We start from the raw sequence: 20,565 nt of genomic DNA on the forward strand, positions 1-20,565 counted from the left end.
AACTATTTTAACTTAAATAATTAACTAGTGATAAGCTATTTGTCTTACTAATTGTTGAATAAAGTGTTTTATATATTAACTCTAACTGTTTTGATTCAATCGCTACTTTTGTCATATCTGCAGAACTATTTTCAATAGATAACACATTAAAGTGTGTCAATTTTGAAGTAACTCTTTCATAGGCTGTTTCAAAAGTTTTATTTCTACCACCTAGTTCTCCATGTGCAGTATTAGCTGCATCATATGCATTATTTAAATCATCTAGTGCTAAAGATATAGCATCACCATCATCATTTCTTAAAGCAGCTATTACATCATCAATAGCTTGAAAACTATTATGTCTTGCTGTAAAAATTTTTTCACTACCATCTTCATTTGTTGGCATTTCTGCGATTGTGTGTATCTTATCTGGAGATTCACCAGTTGTTGTAACTTCAACAAACTCTTTTGTTGAGTTTCCATCATTATCGTATTTTACAATAACACTTTCTGCTGCATTTAATTTCCACTCATTTCCATTTTCGTCGATGATTCGTTCACCCTCTTTGAAACTTAACTCTTGGCCTGATACAGTTGTTGAAACACTATATGACATCATTTCAAACCCTGTAACACCTCTATCTCTATATGAGTCAAATTCCACTGCACTTTGTCTTAAATTTGGATTACCATTATATGTAATTTTCCCATCTTGATCTTGTACAAAAGCTTGAACATTTGTTTGAGAACCACTAAAAAGGTACTCATCCTCAACTCTTTCATTTACAAGTTTAAATAAGTTCTCTTTTGCACCTTCTATTTGAGTGGCAATAGCATTTCTTGAAATAGGATCACTTGTATCATTTCTTCCTTTTATAGTCTCTGTTTTAATAAAGTCTAAAAGGTTTTTAATTTCTGCTAAGGTTGAATCTGAAACATTATTTTGTGCAGTTGTTTTTTCTATTTGTCTTTTTAGACCTTCAAAAACATTAAGTTTATCTTCAATATAGAGTTCTTGAGTATAAACTTCAGTGTTATCACTTCCTTTATCAATCTCTTTTCCTGTACTCATTTGATGGTTAACTTTTAACTGTTGCTGATTTAGCATATCAAGTCTATATAGTGTTGATCTGTCTGTATTAATCATTTAATCACCTCCATAAATTGGCTAAATATCTGGTTAAAGTCATGTTTTTCAGCGGTTCCTTGAAAAAGAAAGCTTTTTATTTTCTCTCTTTTTGCTAAAGCCTCATCTAACTCTTTATCCATACCTTGCTTATAAGCACCCACACGAATTAAAATTTCATTCTCTTTTATTAGTGATAATACTCTTTTTAACTTTAAAAATCCATTATAATGCTCAGGACTAACAACTTTGTCCATAACCCTTGAAGCAGATTTTAGTAAATCTATAGGTGGGTATTGACCTTGTTCTGTTAATTCTCTTGTTAATACAATATGTCCATCAAGTATTGATCTACTTTGATCTGCAATTGGATCATTCATATCATCACCATCAACCAAAACAGTAAAAAATGCCGTAATTGAGCCCATTTGAGTGTTCCCAGCTCTCTCCATAAGTTGTGGTAAAAGTGCAAAAACGGAAGGTGGATATCCTCTACTAACTGGTGGCTCACCAATACTCAACCCTATCTCTCTTTGAGCCATTGCAAACCTTGTAACTGAGTCCATCATTAATAAAACATCATGACCTTTATCCCTAAAAAATTCTGCAATTGCCATAGCAGTAAATGCACCATATTTCCTCATAAGTGCTGATTCATCAGAAGTTGCTGCTATAATTATTGTATTTTCTAAATTATTATTTAAATTATAATGGATAAATTCAGGTATTTCCCTACCTCTCTCACCAATAAGTGCTACAACTTTTATTTGTGCTTCACAGCCTTTTACTATCATTCCCATAAGAGTTGATTTACCAACACCACTTCCTGCAAATATTCCTACTTTTTGCCCTTTTCCTGAAGTAAGCATTGAATCAATTGATTTAACTCCTGTTGAAAATCTTTCATCTATTATTCCTCTTTCAAGAGCAGGGATAGAAAGTTTATTGATAGCAGAATTTTGTTCTAAATCAGCAACTTTTCCCTTTTTATCAATTGGCTCACCTAAAGCGTTTACAACTCTACCAAGCAAGCCATAACCACTTTTTACACTAAGTCCATCTTTTTGTAAAAAAACTTTATCATGTATTCTAAAGCCTTCAATAAAAGAGAAGGGAACTATTTTAAATCCATTACTTTCAACAGAAGCTACCATTCCTAAAACAGTATATAAGTGTTGTTCAGATTCTATTTTTACGATATCTCCAACTGCAACTTCAATACCAACTGCTTTTATTGTTGTAGAACTAATGTGTGTAATTCTTCCAAAAGGTATAATTAAATTATTTGTATCAATATTATTAATAAATTTATCGAAATCTACCATATTACATCTTATCGCACATATCTTTATATAAAGAATCTTGTGCGTTTTTAATATCTTTACATTTAGTTATAAATTCATTTTTCAAATCACTTAAACCTTCTTCATCATATAATCTAATTAATTCATAAAAAACTCTTGCTTGATCATTTGGCTTCATATTTCTTGTGTTTTTTATAGAGTCTGTCAAATATTCTATTGCTTTTGTAATATTATTTTTCTTTTTTTCTAACATTGCTAATTCTATATCTACAAAGGGAGAATAAATATATGCTTTAAACTCTTTTTGCTTGTTATATAGTTTATCCAAAATCTTTTGGGCTTCATCTTCTTTATCTTTTCCAATTAAGTATAAATAGTATTGATAATAAAAGTCAATAATAATTGGATTATCATCATTCTTTTCTATAAATTCTGGAAATCTTGTTGCATAATAGAAAAACTTTTCCATGGCAATCGTATCATTTTTTGCACTGTAGACTAAAAATCTGTATAAAAACTCTTTTTCTAAAATATCTTTATTATTTATCATTTCAACTTTTGAAGAGAAATCTAATGCTTCATCTACTAAGCCTAAAGCATATGCCATTCTTTCTAAATATAAATATAGCGTTGCATCACGGCTTGTATTAAATGTATCTTTTAATAGTTCATAAGCTCTTTCATATGGTACTTCAATTAAACATTCAAAGAATTTATATTTTACTTCTTTATCTTCAATTAAAAGTTCTAAAGTCTCTTTTCTAGTAGTTTTAAGGGCTTTATTCATCAAAAAGCATTGGTCTTTTTTTAGATAATCTTTTATCAATAAAACATTGATTTCATCAAATAAAACTCCAATATTCTCATATGAAAATCTTTGAGTTATTGTATTTGCAATTTTATTATAAACTCTTTTTGATTTTAAAAGAAATTCATATTTTTTCTCTTTTTTAAAGTTTAACAGCTCTTGTAATAGTGCTTTTTGCTTCATGGCTTCAGAGTTTGGATACTTGGATACAATTAAAGAAGGAGATATATTACCTTCACGCATCAAAATTTCATCAATATACATCTTTGATTCTTGAACATATAATCCAGTTGGGTATTCACTTAAAATATCTTTATAAAGCTCTTTTGCTTTAAATAAGTAATAATTAGTTCCATCATACATATTCATATAAACATTTGCTAATTTAAATTTAAACTCTTCAATAAACTCAGCTTTTGTTGCTCTATTTAATAACTCTTTTAAAATTTCCACAGCAAATTCTGGCATATTTGCATCTACAAGTTTATCTACTTTTTTAAGTGCAACAAATGAATCATCAGAATAATAATCTATATTTTTATCTAATACTTTTGAGATAAGTTCATAAGCTTTCTCTTTTTGTCCATCTAAAATATATATATCAAATAGTTCATCGGCAACGATTGTTGCAACTAACACATCAGTTGTATCAACCAAAATATTATATAGAGTTTTTATGGCATTGGAATAAGATTTTGTATATTTATAAACTTTCGCTAAATAAATTTTTCCATAGGCATTTGTAATTTTATCAGAAAAGTTATTTATGATGATTTCTGCAAAATACTTTGCCTCTTTTACTCTATTGGTTGCCAATTTAAAATCTACCATTAGCATATATGCTTTTGAAAGATCTTCTTCTCGAATAACACCTGTATTAATGGCAAGTTCTAATTCATTTGAAGCTTCGGAAACTATTCTTTTTGTCTCTTTTTTTAGTGCTATTTCAGAGTATGTAAGTATTATATCAGAGTTTAAAATTTCTATTTTATTTAATTCTTTGAAATTTTTAATTTCAGCATAAGCTTCATCAATTTTACCATCTTTTGCCATCTCTTTTATCTGACTAAGTAATTCAAATCCATCTTTAATATCATTTTTTCTTTGTTCTGATATTTGAATCCCTGATGGGTTTATAAAACTATAATAAAAATCTACTTTTGCATTTGAAAATGTAAATAGTAATAAAAATATTAATAAAACCTTCAAAACTTACCTTTTATTTTTATTTAATTCATGGACATAAGAAAATACTTCAGCCATTGCTTTATAAAACTCTGAGGGGATTTCTTGATCTACTGCTATTTGATCATACAAAGCCCTTGCTAAAGAAGGATTTTCGATTATTGGTATATCGTTATCCTTTGCAATATCTCTTATTTTTAAAGCTAAAAAGTCTATTCCTTTTGCAACTATTTTAGGAGCAGCATCTACCCCACTATCATACTTTAAACCTACTGAGTAATGAGTTGGGTTTGTAATAACAACATCTGCATCTTTTGCATTTGCTCTCATTCTCTCAAAGTGTAATTGAAATTGAATATTTCTAATCTTAGCCTTTACCTTTGGATCCCCTTCCATATTTTTATGTTCATCTTTTACCTCTTGTTTACTCATCTTAAGAGACTTTGTATAATAATGTTTCATAAAAAAGAAGTCTATTATAGCAAATATTATCACTATAAATAATATAGCTTGTAAAAAATATAATAAAAGATAAAACATAGAATCTAAAGATGTAGAAATATCTTGATCCATCATGGCAAGAAAAGCTTTATAAGTAAGTCCAAAAAGAATAAACATCACAAAAACAATTAATGATAATTTTGCTAATAGTTTAACTCCTTCTAATAACTTTTTTAAAGAAAATAAACCTTTTATACCAGATATTGGGTTTAATTTAGAAAATTTTATCTTTACAGGATTCATTAAAAAACCAAATTGTGCCACATTTAAAATTACTGCCAAAAGAACTACAGCTAAAAAAAATGGTGCCAATGCATAAAAAGTTTGGTGAAGAATTGCATCTACCATATTATAATAATCTGTGGCGTTTGATTCTTTTCCAATTTGATTGAAGATATATATCATAACACCTTTTATAGTGTCATAGGTATATGCACTCCAAAAAAGCATATAAACTGTTCCAAATAAAAGAATAGCAGCTCCTACAACTTCTGCGGACTTAGGAACATTTCCTTCACCCCTTGCTTTACTTAACCTTTTACTGGTGGGGTCTTCAGTTTTTTCTTCTTCTGACATATATTACCCCTCCTTATTGAAATTTCATTATAAAATAGTTAGTAAATGCTTCTGTAAAAACTTCCATACCTAACATAATAAACAACATAATTAAAGCAAATTTTAACTGAAAAGTAATAACAAAAGGAGAAAATGCAGTCATTGATTTTGTACCATAAGCATAATATACATCTATAACAAATCCCACAAAGAATAATGGAAAGGCAAAGGCAAAAGTAAAGGCAAACATTCTATTAATTTCATCAATAGTCATTTTAAGTCCATCATAAGAGAAGAGATCAAAAGAGCCTAAGTGAACAAAAGAAAAACTTTTTGCTAACATAGAAAAAGTCATCTCATACATACCTGATTCAAAAAAAACAGCCAATCCAATGTAAAACATTAATCTAGCTAAAATCCCTTCATTAGTACCTGATGCAGGATCAAAAAAGTTTGCCATTGCAAGAGCTGTTGCATAACCAACAAACTCCCCAATCATTTTTACAGCATTAAATATAATATTTACTAGCATTGATGCAATTAAGCCTAATGTAGCTTCTGATAAAAGGGCTAAGATAAAGTTATCTGGAGTTACTTGTGATTGGATTTCAATTAAAGGAAATAAAAATATAGTTACGTAAAAGGCAAAAGCCGCTCTTAGTGTAACATTAACTGCTTTATGCCCAAAAATTGGCATAAGTGCCATAAAGGCAAGAATTCTAGCAAATAGTAGTGTAAAATTAATTACTACATTTTCATTAAGTAGAGATAATAGGGCTTCCATTACAGATAATTATAGCTATTATCTTCTATGACTTTACTTTCTTTATTATTTGTTTTTGAATTTAACTCTTGTGCAAACAAATTTTGATTATCAGAAGAGTCTTCATTATTCTCTGAATTTCCAAAATCTAAATCAAATGATGTAGCACTTCCTGCAAAACTTTTAAACAAACTATCTTTTAAAGATGTTTGATTATTTTCAAGACTCTCTTTTGTTGCACTATTACTTGCTTTCATACTAATTGATAAAGAGTTATTTTTTTGTTCATTTCTTATAATTATTGATATGCTTCCTAATGCAGCTGGATTTAAATTTATTCTAAATGCAGTAACAGGAGGATTATAGTTTTCATACATTGTTCTAGCTAAATCAGACATCATTGAAGCCATTTGCTGACGTGCCCCAATTATTCTATTTTGTATAGTTTGAGCAGCTGCTGGACTAACAGACATATTAATTAACTTGGAATCTTTTAGCTCATCACCTACTGTTTTACCATTAACTAAAAATCCATTATTTTGTTTTTTTGAGTCATGAGAGTTTGAGTCTTTTGAATTATTTGAACTATTTTTAAAAAAAGATAATCTATCAAAAGTAGATGAAGTTTTTGTTTCAATCTTCTCTTCAATAGACTCTTCAATATTAACTTCAAGTTTTTCTAATCCAAGATTTAAAACCTTTGCACTACTCTCTACTTCTTTTGTAGTTGTTGCATTTTTTACAAGTTGCACACCTTCATGTTTTGTTTCTAAATTTTTATCATTTATTGATTTTTTTTGAGTACTCATATAAATATTTGTTAATATACTCTCTTTTGATTTAGAGCTATTGCTGCTTTGTGTATCTGAACCTTTTAATAAATCTTTAAAAGATGAATTATCTTTTGGTTCTTTATCGACTTTTGATATATCTTTCTTGTTTTCATTTAAAATTTTGTCAATTAGTGATTCACTTTTTTTATCTTTTTGAGATAAAACTTCTTCTTTTTCAAGACTTACTTCTGTATTGCTTGCTTGTGTATTTAATTTTGCTAACTCATTTGCAACTTTTTGATTCTTTACTTCACTATTGGATACCTTATTATCTACTTGTTCATTTTTTGATTCATTGCTATTTTTTACAATACTGCTATTTTGTTTTTCTACTTTTTGAGAACTTTTTTCATCTATTTTTTCAGTAGGTAAAACATCATTTTTTGCTGTATTTTGAGAATTTAAGCTTTTATTGCTATTCTCATTTTTAATATTTTCTCCAATATCAGATACTTTTTTTGTTTCAATATTGTTAGTGTCATTAGTACTAATATTTCTACTATTTGTTAAAGATTCTGCCTCTTTTTGAATGTTTTCTAATTTATTATCAACTTTTATATCTTTACTTTTTGGCTTTATATCTTCTATATTCTCTTTTTTTATCTCTTTATTATCAGATTTTATTTCATCTGTATTCTCGTTTTTTGCATCTTTTGTTTTTGCTTTTGTCTCTTGGACTAATCTATCCATCAATGAGCTTGATTTTGTCTCATTTTTTACATTAGTATCTTTTGTATCTTTTGTAGACTTCGCTTCTGTTGAGTTTTCTACTTCACTTTTTGCATCTTTTGTTTTTGCTTTTGTCTCTTGGACTAATCTATCCATCAATGAGCTTGATTTTGTCTCATTTTTTACATTAGTATCTTTTGTATCTTTTGTAGACTTCTCTTCTGTTGAGTTTTCTACTTCACTTTTTGCATCTTTTGTTTTTGCTTTTGTCTCTTGGACTAATCTATCCATCAATGAGCTTGATTTTGTCTCATTTTTTACATTAGTATCTTTTGTATCTTTTGTAGACTTCTCTTCTGTTGAGTTTTCTACTTCACTTTTTGCATCTTTTGTTTTTGCTTTTGTCTCTTGGACTAATCTATCCATCAATGAGCTTGATTTTGTCTCATTTTTTATATTAGTATCTTTTGTAGACTTCTCTTCTCTTGAGTTTTCTACTTCACTTTTTGCATCTTTTGTTTTTGCTTTTGTCTCTTGGACTAATCTATCCATCAATGAGCTTGATTTTGTCTCATTTTTTACATTAGTATCTTTTGTATCTTTTGTAGACTTCGCTTCTGTTGAGTTTTCTACTTCACTTTTTGCATCTTTTGTTTTTGCTTTTGTCTCTTGGACTAATCTATCCATCAATGAGCTTGATTTTGTCTCATTTTTTATATTAGTATCTTTTGTATCTTTTGTAGACTTCTCTTCTGTTGAGTTTTCTACTTCACTTTTTGCATCTTTTGTTTTTGTATCTTTTATTTTTGGTTCTTCAAAACTTTCTTTTTTTGAATCACCAATATCATCTTTTGCTTTAGATAACATCTTATCAAAAAGAGATTCTGTCTCTTTTTTAGGACTATTTTGTGATATTTTTGAATTGTTTGAAACTTCTTTAGTTTTCGAGGGAGCGAAAAGTTCTAATTCATTACTCATATTCTATCCTTATTCAGATGTCTATCTAGCAATTATGTCTAATGTTTTTGTATCCATTGTCTTATGAGTTGTAAAGGCTGATACATTGGCTTCATAAGATCTCATAGCTTCTATTAAATCAACCATTTCAATTACTGGATTAATATTAGGATATGCTACATAACCATCTTCATTTGCATCAGGATGATCTGGTTCAAACTTCATTACAGGTTCATCTTTAGACTCTACAATTTGTTTAATACCAACTCCACTTAAGTTTTTATTTGGTAAATTTGTCTCTTTTTCTTGACTAGGACTTGCACTTAATTTCTCTTTTTCACTTATAAGCATCTCTTCAAAAACAACATTTTGTTTTTTGTAAGGTCCACCGTCAGTAGAATGAGTAGTTTGAGCATTAGCAATATTTGCACTTACAACATTTATTCTTGTTCTTTGTGCACTCATTCCTGAAGTTGCAATATTATATCCATCAAAAAAACCCATCTATTTTCCTTTACTAAACTTGCATTGCCATAATTTGTTTATATGCACCCATTGCTTTATTTTTAACTTCTAATGCAAGTTTCAAGCTTAATTCTGCTTCTTCTATTTTCTGTACAGCTTCTTGCAAGTTTTCAACTTTTCCTGTTGCAATGTTTTCCATTGCTTTATATCCATCAACTTGAGTTTCATTTACTTCATTTATTGCATTGTTTAACATCGAAGCAAAAGATTCTTCTACATTGCCGTTTTTGTTATCAACCTTTTGAACATTATTTTGGTTTAAAACATTAGAAACGCCATTAACTCCTGAAATATCCATATAGTCCCCCTCTAGCTAGCTGTATTGCCATTTTTATTATTTGAGTCACTTGTTGTTAACTCACTTATAAGTTCATCTATTTTTTGAGTATGATATTTAAAATCTAACTCTGCTTTTTTGTTATCAAGACTGAATAATAGTATCAATAATGATAACATAACATTAGACATTGTTTTTAGAAAAATTGTTACAAAAATAATACCTAATACCATTTCCATCGGTGTAAATAGATGAACATTAAACAGGAAAAATAAAGATGTACCAAAGAAACCTATAGCTACGTAAAATCTAAAAATTCCACTAGCTATAACTGTTTTTGAAAATCTTTCTATTATCACATTTCATCCAAATCTATTTATTTAAAATTTTCAGCAGTGAACTAACTATAAACTCCAACTCCTCTGTAACAGCTTGACTTTCAAACTCATTTACAAATAATTTTCTCAATCTACCAGTTGTGGAAATATTCTTAGAACTGCTTACGTTACCCATATATTCTATCATAAAATTAGAATTTAACCTATTTTTGAGTGCTAGATTCTGCAATGAATTTGTTATAGACTCCCCAATTTTATAGTTTTTTGTATGATTAAAACACAACATAAGCGAATTTTTATCTTTGGAGAGCATTTTAACCAAAGCATAAACATCTGTTAATGCACTTGGGTCTGTAGTAGTTAAAGCTAAAATATTTGAAGAAATAGATAAAAACTCTTTTACATAATCATTTAATCCAGCTCCTGTATCAACTAAAACAATATCAAACTCTTCAATATCAATTATATCTTGAACAATTCTAGCTACTACTAAGCTATTTGAATGATTTGAGTATTGATAACCACTTTTCCCTGCTATTAATGTAATATTTGGATATTGAGTTTGAATAAAAACATCTTCTAAGTTTGATTTACCATCAATATAATCAAATAGCGTAAGATTTGGTTTTATATCGAAAAGAACTTGCATATTTGCCAAACCAATATCCGCATCTATTACACCTACTTTTAGTCCTTTTTTTGCTAATAAGTAAGCAATATTTGCAGTAAAAGTTGACTTACCAACTCCACCTTTACCTGAGGTTATAGTTAAAAGTTTCGTTTTTGAGGGAGTAGTTCTATATTTTCTTTTTGTTAAATTAATTAATTTATTTGCTTGTGTTGAAATTGTATTAATCAAATCATTTCCTACCTTGGGCAGCTATGTTGCATAAAACAATTAATCAAAAAAGATGAATCAGAAACAATCAAATCATCAGGAACATTTTGTCCAATAGAGATATAAGTTATTGACTTTTTTGTTTTGTGTGCAAAAGAGATCAAGTTCCCAAAACTTTTTGTTTCATCAAGCTTTGTAAACGTTAAATAATCAATATTTAGTCTGGAATAATTTGTATAAATATCCATCAAATCACTCTGTTTTACATTTGCAGGAAGTACTAAAATCTTCTCAATAGGTAGCTCATCAACCTTCTTTTGAAACTCATTTATAATTTCTATTTTATCAACATCATATTGACTAGAACCTGCTGTATCTATGAAAATATAATTACAATCTTTTAGTCTTAATAATGATTCAACTAAATCTTCAGGTTTTTTAACTACTTCTAAAGGCAATCTCATAATACTTGTATATGCTTGTAGTTGCTCTATTGCACCAACCCTAAAAGAGTCTAAAGTTACAATACCAACTTTATAATTCTCTCCTAGTTTATATGCATAACGAGCTGCTAACTTTGCGATTGTAGTTGTTTTTCCAACTCCTGTGGGACCAACCATCATCATGATTTTTCTTTGATGTTTTCTAAGTGGTACTTCATTTTTTATTGGAATTATTCGTCTTAATATAAGTTTGAAAAAATCATTTATTTTTTGAGGATTTGATTTCATTCCAACAGGCAATTGTTTTATAGTCTTTTTCATAATTGTATATGTCATCTCTTGGTCAAATTCATTTGATTCAAAAAGATTATATATATCAACAAACTCAGGAGGAATAGTTAAATCATATAACTGTGATTTTGGATCCCAAATTGATTTTTGCACTTGTTCGATTGCATCTTGCATTTTAAGAATTTCTTCTTTAAAGTCATAAACTTTTGCACTGAAATCATTGTCTTTCAACTTATTAGTATTTGTTGTTATTTTTTTTGTAAAATCTTGTCTATTTTTTGTTTGTACTACGTCTTGTTCTTCTTCTAATGCAACTACAACTTCATACATGTCTTTCTTACTTTTAGGATCAGAAATCTTTTTTGTTGATATTACAATTGCTTCTTCTCCACACTCTTCTTGTGCCTTTCTTAAAGCTTTAGTTGGTGTTTCTCCCAAAAAAGATAACATATTCATCTAGCTCTTCCATCTTTATAAATTTTTTCAATCTTTCCATTATCTCTTTTGATTTTAATATAGTCATTATTTTCATATAAAATTCTTCCATTTGTTTCAATTTCAATTGAACCAAAACTAAATATAACTTTATTGTTATTCTCTTTTTTTAAATCATCATGACATATAATTTTTTCTTTTTGTAAATACTTTTTAGTAAAATATTTCTCTTTTTTTAATTCTTCTATAGTAATAACTTTACAATCTTTTGGAACATTGTTCAGTTGTAAAATAGCGACATTTGAAGGACTTAAAGCAATATTATATGGGATATCAATTTTTGCAATAATTACTTCAGTTGAAAAAAGCTTTAAAACAGAAATTATTGTTAGATAAAAAAAACTAAATCTTAATTTCAACTATATTCCCTCCACTCTCAGTAGTTAATTCATCAACTATGTCCTTATACATTTGTTGAATAGGAAGTACAATAGAGGCTAATTTAGCATTTAAAACATGAAGTTCAGTTAACTCTTTTTCTAAAGTATCAACATCATCTCGGTATATGTTAATATCTATCCCCTCTTGCATCTTTTTAACTAACTCTTCATTTAAATTTTGTCTTAACTCAATTATTTGATTCATATAATTTTGTTTGTCATCATTTCTGTCTAATAACTTTTCATGTTTAGCTGCTTTTATATCTTCAATGTCACTATTTATTAAATCTTTCATTTTAAGAACTAATGAACCCATTTCATCTGTAATATTTTTAATCATGTTATTACCTAATTTAAACTATTTATTTTTACTTAAAAACTCATACAACAAATTACTAATTCCCATTCCACCAGCAGCACTATTTGATACAGCATCTGTATACATACTTTTTATAATATCAGAACCTGTACCCTCACCTGCAATGTTTGTAGACTTTAAAGAAGTATCCATTATCTGTTTTAAAAAGAATGATTCAAAGTTATCACAGACATCTCTTAATTTATCATCTTCTAAGTTCTTTGTATTGACATTTTCAAATTTTTTTTGATTTAATGTTGATACATCAACATTGTTTGTTAAATCTATCATTGTTCCAACCTATCAAAGAAATTTTCTTTTTCTAATATATTTTTTTGTTCAGTTGAAGATACAAATCGTAACTCAACTCTTCTATTTTCTGCTGCATTTTCACTTTTTGGTCTATATGAACTATAAGCAGAAACTTTCAATTGCGAAGGATCTATTCTATTTCTTATTAACTCTTTTACTACAGAAATAGACCTTAAAGCTGAAATATCCCAACCATCTCTTGGTATTGTATCATTTGTAAAGTTACTTCTATCTGTATGTCCTATTATTTCTATATCAAAAGTTTGAGGCATTGTTCTTATCACCCTTGCAATCTTAGAGATAAATCTTTTAGCTGATCTATTCTCTAAATTATACTCTCCCTCTCCAAACATTAATGAAGATGGGATATCTAAAGTAAACTCATTATTACCTTCAGTAATTTGAACTTGTTCACTCATAGTTGAAGTTTGTTCATTTATCTCATCTGCAATTTGTGTCATTTCCTCAACTGCTGACTGAGTATCTTGGGCATTTGAATCACCATCATTACTGGCATCTCTTGAAGTATTTGTTGCCTCATCTCTTTTTACAGTATCTTGTGTTTGGTCTAAAAAGCCCATTGCTTTTCTCATTATCTCAAAATACTCTTCAACCTTTTTTTTATCCATAACTGCCATAGATAATAAAAGAATAAAAAAAGTAAGTAACAAGGACATAAGGTCACCAAATTGAACTAGCCAACCTGGCAAACATTTAGGACATTCAGGACACTTTTTATCAGCCATTATTTTTACTTTTTATCACTGAGGTGCTTCAACTAACATTGCATTTAATTTCATCTTAATATTACCGATTGACTCTTCTGCTGAAATCATTGCCGTACCTGTTATAATAACTTCACAAGCAGTTACTTCTGTTTTATGTTTTTGCGCAAGTTTTGATTCTATTACTCCTGCCAATAATGTACCTGTTAAAGCCCCATACATTGTTGTAAGTAAAGCAACTGCCATTGCTGGTCCAACTGCAGCAGGATCTGAAAGGTTTGCTAGCATTGCCACAAGCCCAACAAGTGTTCCAATCATCCCCATTGAACCAGCAGTTCCACCCATATTTGAGAAAACACCAATAAGTGAAGAGTGTCTTTTATCCATATGTTCTAGCTTAAGTTCTAACAATGGAATCAAAACATCTGGTTTTGTTCCATCTACTAAAAGTTGAAAAGCTTCTTTAAAAAAAGCATTTGGTTCTGTTAATACTTTTTGTTCAATTTGCATAACCCCATGTTTTTTCACTTCAGTTGCATAAAAAATAATTTTTTCAATTAGTTCAGGCAATGGTTCTGTTTGACTTTCGTTTAAAGCAATCTTAAATCCATCTCCAATTCTTTTCAATTCACTAGGTTGAAATTGTCCTGCAGTTACAGCTATAGTTCCACCAAATACAATAACAATAGATGGGATATCAATATAAGGGCCAAAACCAACTCCACCCAACATAATAGCAAGAGCAACTAATGCCCAACCACCAATTAAGCCTCCAAGAGTACTTTTATCCATTTTTTATCCTAATCCTATTTGACTTAGTCTTGATGAATCATTTCCAATATTTTTAATCTTTAACCCAAATTTACCTTCAACAATAACAGCTTCGCCCTCTCCAATTTTAATTCCATTTACTAAAATGTCTAAAGGCTCATTTACCATCTGTTCTAACTCTATTATTTCTCCAATATCCCACTTTAAAATATCTTTTAATAAAAAGAGTTTTGTTCCAAGTCTTACACTAAGTTTTAGCTTTATGTCAAAGAGAAGTTTTAGATTTTTAGAAGATTCTTCAGATAATAGAGAATCAATCCCACCTGTAGAAGGTAAAGATGATATATTTGCTCCTGCATTTTCAGTAGCATCTGCATTGTTGGAAGAGGTACTTTCTACTACTTCATTTCCAGTTATTCCAGATAAAAAAGGAAGTATAATATCATCAAAGCCAATAATCACTTCTGATATTTTATCATCAAGACTTAATTTGAAAGAATAAATATTATCACTATTCTCTTTTTCACTACACTCAACAATTTTAGAACCTAAAACTTGATGTTTTAAACCAGAGATATCAGGGAATCCTTGTGCATTTACAGAAGTAGACATACTACCACAAATATTTGAGACAATTTCATTTACTGCATCTGTTATTTCATCATCAATATGCTCTTTTAAATCACCTGTACCACCAAGCATCAAGTACTCAAACCTTGCAGCACTAGATGTTGGAATAAAAAAATTAAAATTTGATGCTATATCTTTGAACTCAAACTTCACATCAATTTGTACACATTGTGAAGAGTCAACTTTTGAAAAATCAGCCTTTTCAACACTTTCACATTTTGTAGTTTGAGAAAGCAATTGTTCTAAAGTATTTGATAATTCGTCTTTTATAATATTTGAAATATCTGATGCCAAAACTAAACCTTAATTAATTTTTATTATTTAAATCTTCTACTAACTCATTTAAATGAGCTTTTACTTTCATCATATCTTCTGTTGGATATTTAAACTCGGCATCACCTCTTGTAACTTTTACAAAAAAGTCTCTACTTTCTTTGTTGTAACCAAACTTTACATTATCTAGTACAACTTCATTTACTAGATCTGTTTGTTCATTTGTTTTTACATTTTTGTACTTCTCATCGGGTACAATTCTATCTTTTTCATCTAGTTCTTGTACCTTTTGAATCTTTATCTCATGATTCACTTTTGACGCGTCGATTTCAGGCATTCTACCAATTTCCATAGTTTCTCCTTTATCAATATTATTTTAAACTATTATATCTAAAAAAATTTAAATTAAGAAATTTTGAATTAAATTAACAAAAAATCAAAGTGTTTCCAAGTACTTGTCAAATCCTTCTAATTTAAAATCTATCATATCATCTGTATAGGGTTTAACAAAAAATTGTTTTGCACTATTTATTTTTAACTCTTGTATTAATTGAACTCCTGTTAAAAATTCTGATGCACTATCATTTAATAAACTTTTTATAAGAGAAATTTGAATAGAAGCTTCATTATAGTTACCTGCATCCAAATAACATGCAACTATCAAATACATTGTATATTTATCATCAAGTTTATACTCACTTTGTAAACTTTCTAAAAGTTTTAATGCATTATTAGGATATCCATCATGAAGTAGTTTAAGTGCCTTCGTTCTTAAATATGTGGGAGTAACATTACTTTCCATACTAAAATCAGCCCTATTAAATAGACCTAATGATTTTAACAAATCCACATAATATTGAGTAATCAAAATTGGGCCATCTAAGAAGTTATTATTAACTTTTAAAGGAACAGTATCTTGTAATCTTGAAAAATATTCAAAATCATTTTCATTCTTTCTTTTAATAACTTTTTTAAGAAGAAAAGTTAATGGCTCTTTAAAATCTTCTTTTATTAAAGGCTCATCTAATGAGGCAATACCTTCATTAAATTTGGGCAAAAAATCTAATGCTCTATAAAAAATAGTTTTAGAATAATGTTTAGGTTCTGTTGATGTTCCTATATTTTCGTTAATAATTAAGTTATATATCTTTTGTCCAAAATATTGATACATTCCTTTTCTAAGTTTTGCATTAGTATCCAAATACTCTTTATCTTTTATAGTACTATTTGATCTTATTGCAGTAATTAAAGCCATAACTGAATACAATTTATTACCTGGGTTTAATTTTGTTGCCTGTTGAAAATATTTCAAGGCATTATAAAAATCATTAATTTGTGCATAAGATAAACCTAAATTGTAGTATATATAGGACTTTGTATCTTTGTTTAACATTTTCTTTAAGATTACAACTTTTTGAATAGGATCTTTTTTTATTAATTCTAAAAATGAAGCATTGTATGAAATCATATCATCTAGATTTTCTAAACTCTGTTTATCTTTAAAAATAAAACCTTTTGTAGAGTCATAAATAATCTCTTCATTGTCAGAAAATATGTATGGAGCATAATAATAGATATAATCAATTTTTCTATTTAAATCAAATTTTGTAACAAATTTAAAATACTCTTTAGGAGTATATTTATCTTTGTTGAAAAACATTTTAAGTTCTAGCTCTTTATTTACTTCAAAAGATGATTTTCTCTCTTGAATAAAAGTTAAATTTTCATCTAACTTTTTTAGACTATTTGATTTTAAATTACTAAAAACTTTAAACCATAAAATTTTATCTTTTACTTTTAAGTTTACAGTGCTTTCATATGCTTTGTTTAGTAATAAATCTGCCTTTTCATAATCTTTTAATTTAATTAATAAAAGTGCTTTTTTTAAATCTGATGAATAATCCATGGCATTTAGAAGTGTTAAAGCCATATCATAATCTTTTAATATTATAAAAGTATCTGCTACAAGCCTTTTTCCATGTTCTGACAAGTCTTTTCTTGTTTTTGCTATTTCTATAATCTTTTTTAAAAACTTTTTATTATTAGATATTAAATACAAATAGTAACAAGCAGACATGTATGAGTACGTATTTTCTTTAATTGCAGCAGTATGATTATATATTCTTTCTAAATATATTCTTGCATTATAAATTGAATTTAATTTATAATAAGCAATTCCAATATTTAGATATGAGGGTATTTGTAAGAATTTTGAAGTCTCTTTTAAAATTTCGATGGCTTTTAAATACTCATCTTTTTCTAAAAGAAGAACTGCATTATTAAATTGTACTTGTTGAGATATACTTTTTTGGTTTTTTGTTAAATCATCATATTTAAAAATAACTTCAGGTTGAGATTCAACCTTTGAAACATCTTCTGCAGTTAATATTGTATGAAAAATAGTGATTAATAAAAAAAGAAAGAACTTTTTCTTTAAATTAAATAGTTTAATGAGATTCTCCTATTAAATCATAGTATTAACTTGAGCATAAAGCTCTTCAGACCTCTTTTTGAGTTTATCAACTTGATGTCTTAACTCATTATTTTGTAACTTTACATCTCTTAAATCATTTCTTGCAACGGAGAGGTTATTTTCAGTATGTTTTAAAGCATCATCTTGTGCAACAACTTGTTTATTATATCTATCCATTAACTGTGTGTATTTATTCTTTTCATCTTCTAATATATTTTTTTCTTCATTTACTTTTACATATAAAGACTTATACACATTTGTTGTAGAAAAATAATATAAAAACATTATCATTAAAAACAAAATTAACAAAAAATTTTCCAAATTTAACCTCTTTAAAAAATAGATAGAAAATCTATCTATTTTATTTATTATCGTTTTAAACCAATTAATGTAGTTAATAATTGGTCAGATGTAGTAATTGATTTAGCATTGGCTTCAAAAGCTCTTTGGAATACCATCAAGTTAACTAAACTCTCACTTAAATCAGCAGTACTTAGCTCTAGAGTTGCAGACTCTATAGTTGCCGTTCTGTCATTATTAATATTATATGTTGGCTCACCACTTTGAGTAGTTTTTGCTAAAAGGTTGTTCCCTTGTGGGTCTAGTCCTCTTTCATTATTAAACAATGCAATTGCAACTTGACCAATAGCAAACTCCGCACCATCTTGTTTCATGGTAATTAAACCTGAAGCATCAACAGAAAACTCACCAAAGGCGGAGTCGGATATGCCTAAGGTATCGAGCCTCAGTTGAAGTGAGTCTTGTGATGAAGTTTGGTCAAGGGTGGTTTTTATCTCCAGAAACTCTGCCCCTGCACCTTTTCTTCCAGAAGCATCGGCATTTTTGTCAATACCACCTGCAATTTTATTAATAGTTAATGTTGTAGGAAAGTTACCTGATGGGGCACCTGATGTTTGTTGAATTATCAACTCTCCATTTACAACTACTGCATTATATGGCATTGAAACTGTTGTACCACTGGCATTTGTTGCTGTATTTTTAGAAAATATGTCATTTATTTTTCCAGCAAGTGTATCTAAATCTCTAGGAGATGAGATTGTCCCACCTGTAGTAGTAATAGCACTTAACACAGTACCATCAGATAAGGTAATTGATGGAACTGTCATTGTAAAACTTGTCTGTCCATTTGCTAAAACTGCTGCTGTGTCATCAAAAGTATAATTACCAGCACTTCCTGTTGCAATATAAGTTTGAGCATTGGCATATAATTCTGAACTAAACTCTACATCATACTCTTTTGCCTCAATTACAAGATTACCATTTATATTTTTTGCAGTAAAATATTTATTAAAATTTTCTACTGAGATATTTGTACTTCCTGTTGCATTTGTAGTTAAATTTGTAATAACATCATCAATATCATCTGTTGCAGAAACACTAATTGCAGAACCAAAATTAATTGTTTTTTCTAAATCTTTGTCATATACACTAAAGTCAAAACTATAAGTATCTGCATTGTTTAAATTAAGTTCTTGAAGAGTAAAAACATCCCTTTGATTACCACTAATTGCCATAGCTAATGCATCTCTAGCACTTTGTAATCCTCCAAGTCCAATACCTTCTTGTGCAGTTGTTGCACTAGTAGTTTCATTAAAAGAACCATAAACAACTGTATCACCAGAAACTTCTGCAACTTCAGTTATTTTAAACTCTTGTCCTGGAATCATTGATTGAATTTGAATCATTCCATTTAAAACATCAGCATCTTTTGTAGATTTTGTAAAGGTATCAAAAGATTCAAAAGAGTTTACAGCACTTCCTGTTTCAGTAGTACCATCTCTTGAAATATCTTCATCAGTTACAGTATATGCAACAAATCCTGTTATTTTAGAAATTTGATCAGCTAAAGCTTTATATGTTGCAATCTGACTTGCTTCTACATCTGTTAAAACAGTTGTTCCATCATCAGCAGTTCTTGATGGTTGAGATACATAGTTTTGAGAGTATTTTTTACCATCAATATAAACATAAATTTGATCACCCTCTTTAGTCAAATCTGTTCCTATAAAATTAACTTGAGAGATTTGAGATTGTGCACTTTGTGAAGTTCCATCAGGATTATCTTGATATGCTGATAATGCATCTGAGTAGTTAGCAACTAAGGCTTTTACGTCATTAACCTTAGATGCCTCATTCTTTAATCCATACCCAGAATAAACATCACTAACATCTGCTTTTGCAGTTTGTTCATAATTTGTTGCTTTAGCTGTGTATGTTTCAACTGATTGAGATAAAGTAACAATTTTTGATGTAAGAAGTTCTGTATATGCACTTGTAAAAACATTAATATTTGGATTTGTTGATAATCTATCATCAGATGTAATTGTACTCATAGCCCATCCCTGAACTTCATTACCAGCTGCATCTTGTAGGGTACCATTATCACCCATCCTAAAGTTACCAGCTCTTGTATAATATGTTTCACTAGTACCTGTTGAACTTCTATCTGTCACAGCAAAAAATCCATTTCCAGACAGTGCCATATCGTAATCGACTCCAGTACCTTTTAGGTTACCTTGTACATAAAGCTTTTCGGCATCAAGTATTTTTGCACCTTTACCTATTTTGTCTTGATACATTTGGTCAGCAAAAGAGATTCTTGATGCTTTATAACCTATTGTATTAACATTTGCGATATTATGAGACTCATTGTCCAAAGCCTTTTGTTGTGCTGCTAAACCAGAAATACCGGTCCATAGTGCTCCAATCATGATTTATCCTTTTAGATAAAATTA

Annotated in this window: 21 protein-coding genes; all 21 read right to left on the reverse strand. The window is 28.7% G+C overall.

The window, feature by feature from the left end; all coding sequences use genetic code 11:
• Positions 1-7: 7 nt before the first annotated feature.
• Positions 8-1,126: a flagellar hook-associated protein FlgL gene (flgL, locus tag ACNI28_RS03290; RefSeq protein WP_419765512.1), complete on the reverse strand. Its 1,119-nt coding sequence runs from the start codon at positions 1,124-1,126 to the stop codon at positions 8-10.
• Positions 1,123-2,430: a flagellar protein export ATPase FliI gene (gene fliI, locus ACNI28_RS03295; protein WP_419765514.1), complete on the reverse strand. Its 1,308-nt coding sequence runs from the start codon at positions 2,428-2,430 to the stop codon at positions 1,123-1,125. The genes flgL and fliI overlap by 4 nt, the downstream gene beginning before the upstream one ends.
• 1 nt (position 2,431) lies before the next feature.
• A complete protein-coding gene (locus tag ACNI28_RS03300; RefSeq protein WP_419765516.1) occupies positions 2,432-4,426 on the reverse strand; it encodes a hypothetical protein in 1,995 nt (664 codons plus the stop codon).
• A gap of 3 nt (positions 4,427-4,429) precedes the next feature.
• The gene (flhB, locus tag ACNI28_RS03305) at positions 4,430-5,479 is read right to left on the reverse strand and encodes a flagellar biosynthesis protein FlhB (RefSeq protein ID WP_419765518.1); all 1,050 of its coding nucleotides are present in this window, start codon (positions 5,477-5,479) and stop codon (positions 4,430-4,432) included.
• A 13-nt stretch (positions 5,480-5,492) separates the two neighbouring features.
• Positions 5,493-6,242 (reverse strand): flagellar biosynthetic protein FliR, encoded by a 750-nt coding sequence (locus ACNI28_RS03310; RefSeq protein ID WP_419765519.1) that lies wholly within the window; start codon positions 6,240-6,242, stop codon positions 5,493-5,495.
• Complete coding sequence (locus ACNI28_RS03315) at positions 6,242-8,701, reverse strand: flagellar hook-length control protein FliK (RefSeq protein WP_419765520.1); 2,460 nt, start codon at positions 8,699-8,701, stop codon at positions 6,242-6,244. Before ACNI28_RS03315 ends, ACNI28_RS03310 begins: the two co-directional genes overlap by 1 nt.
• A 21-nt stretch (positions 8,702-8,722) precedes the next feature.
• A complete protein-coding gene (gene flgC / locus ACNI28_RS03320) occupies positions 8,723-9,184 on the reverse strand; it encodes a flagellar basal body rod protein FlgC (RefSeq protein WP_419765521.1) in 462 nt (153 codons plus the stop codon).
• Between the two features lie 13 nt (positions 9,185-9,197).
• The gene (gene fliE / locus ACNI28_RS03325) at positions 9,198-9,503 is read right to left on the reverse strand and encodes a flagellar hook-basal body complex protein FliE (protein WP_419765522.1); all 306 of its coding nucleotides are present in this window, start codon (positions 9,501-9,503) and stop codon (positions 9,198-9,200) included.
• Positions 9,504-9,514: 11 nt separating this feature from the next.
• Positions 9,515-9,841, reverse strand: coding sequence for a hypothetical protein (locus tag ACNI28_RS03330; protein WP_419765523.1), 327 nt, complete (start codon positions 9,839-9,841; stop codon positions 9,515-9,517).
• Positions 9,842-9,854: 13 nt separating this feature from the next.
• The gene (locus tag ACNI28_RS03335; protein WP_419765524.1) at positions 9,855-10,679 is read right to left on the reverse strand and encodes a P-loop NTPase; all 825 of its coding nucleotides are present in this window, start codon (positions 10,677-10,679) and stop codon (positions 9,855-9,857) included.
• An 8-nt stretch (positions 10,680-10,687) separates the two neighbouring features.
• Positions 10,688-11,848, reverse strand: a complete 1,161-nt coding sequence (gene flhF / locus ACNI28_RS03340) for a flagellar biosynthesis GTPase FlhF (RefSeq protein WP_419765526.1) — start codon at positions 11,846-11,848, stop codon at positions 10,688-10,690.
• Positions 11,845-12,246 carry a hypothetical protein gene (locus ACNI28_RS03345; RefSeq protein ID WP_419765528.1) on the reverse strand — a complete coding sequence of 134 codons (402 nt, stop codon included), beginning with the start codon at positions 12,244-12,246 and terminating at the stop codon, positions 11,845-11,847. The genes flhF and ACNI28_RS03345 overlap by 4 nt, the downstream gene beginning before the upstream one ends.
• Complete coding sequence (locus tag ACNI28_RS03350; RefSeq protein ID WP_419765530.1) at positions 12,230-12,607, reverse strand: hypothetical protein; 378 nt, start codon at positions 12,605-12,607, stop codon at positions 12,230-12,232. The genes ACNI28_RS03345 and ACNI28_RS03350 overlap by 17 nt, the downstream gene beginning before the upstream one ends.
• An 18-nt stretch (positions 12,608-12,625) precedes the next feature.
• Positions 12,626-12,916 (reverse strand): hypothetical protein, encoded by a 291-nt coding sequence (locus ACNI28_RS03355; RefSeq protein WP_419765532.1) that lies wholly within the window; start codon positions 12,914-12,916, stop codon positions 12,626-12,628.
• Positions 12,913-13,683 (reverse strand): OmpA/MotB family protein, encoded by a 771-nt coding sequence (locus ACNI28_RS03360; RefSeq protein WP_419765533.1) that lies wholly within the window; start codon positions 13,681-13,683, stop codon positions 12,913-12,915. Before ACNI28_RS03360 ends, ACNI28_RS03355 begins: the two co-directional genes overlap by 4 nt.
• A gap of 15 nt (positions 13,684-13,698) precedes the next feature.
• Positions 13,699-14,454 carry a motility protein A gene (locus ACNI28_RS03365; RefSeq protein WP_419765535.1) on the reverse strand — a complete coding sequence of 252 codons (756 nt, stop codon included), beginning with the start codon at positions 14,452-14,454 and terminating at the stop codon, positions 13,699-13,701.
• Between the two features lie 3 nt (positions 14,455-14,457).
• Positions 14,458-15,357, reverse strand: coding sequence for a FliM/FliN family flagellar motor switch protein (locus tag ACNI28_RS03370; protein WP_419765536.1), 900 nt, complete (start codon positions 15,355-15,357; stop codon positions 14,458-14,460).
• A 13-nt stretch (positions 15,358-15,370) separates the two neighbouring features.
• Positions 15,371-15,688, reverse strand: a complete 318-nt coding sequence (locus tag ACNI28_RS03375; RefSeq protein ID WP_419765537.1) for a flagellin — start codon at positions 15,686-15,688, stop codon at positions 15,371-15,373.
• An 84-nt stretch (positions 15,689-15,772) separates the two neighbouring features.
• A complete protein-coding gene (locus ACNI28_RS03380) occupies positions 15,773-17,395 on the reverse strand; it encodes a tetratricopeptide repeat protein (RefSeq protein WP_419765539.1) in 1,623 nt (540 codons plus the stop codon).
• 405 nt (positions 17,396-17,800) lie between these two features.
• Positions 17,801-18,100 (reverse strand): hypothetical protein, encoded by a 300-nt coding sequence (locus tag ACNI28_RS03385; protein ID WP_419765540.1) that lies wholly within the window; start codon positions 18,098-18,100, stop codon positions 17,801-17,803.
• Between the two features lie 77 nt (positions 18,101-18,177).
• Positions 18,178-20,541, reverse strand: a complete 2,364-nt coding sequence (locus ACNI28_RS03390) for a flagellar hook-basal body complex protein (RefSeq protein ID WP_419765542.1) — start codon at positions 20,539-20,541, stop codon at positions 18,178-18,180.
• Positions 20,542-20,565: the final 24 nt, after the last annotated feature.

The sequence above is a fragment of the Arcobacter denitrificans (SeqCode) genome, assembly GCF_048571185.1.
GTDB classification, from domain to species: Bacteria; Campylobacterota; Campylobacteria; order Campylobacterales; family Arcobacteraceae; genus Arcobacter; species Arcobacter denitrificans.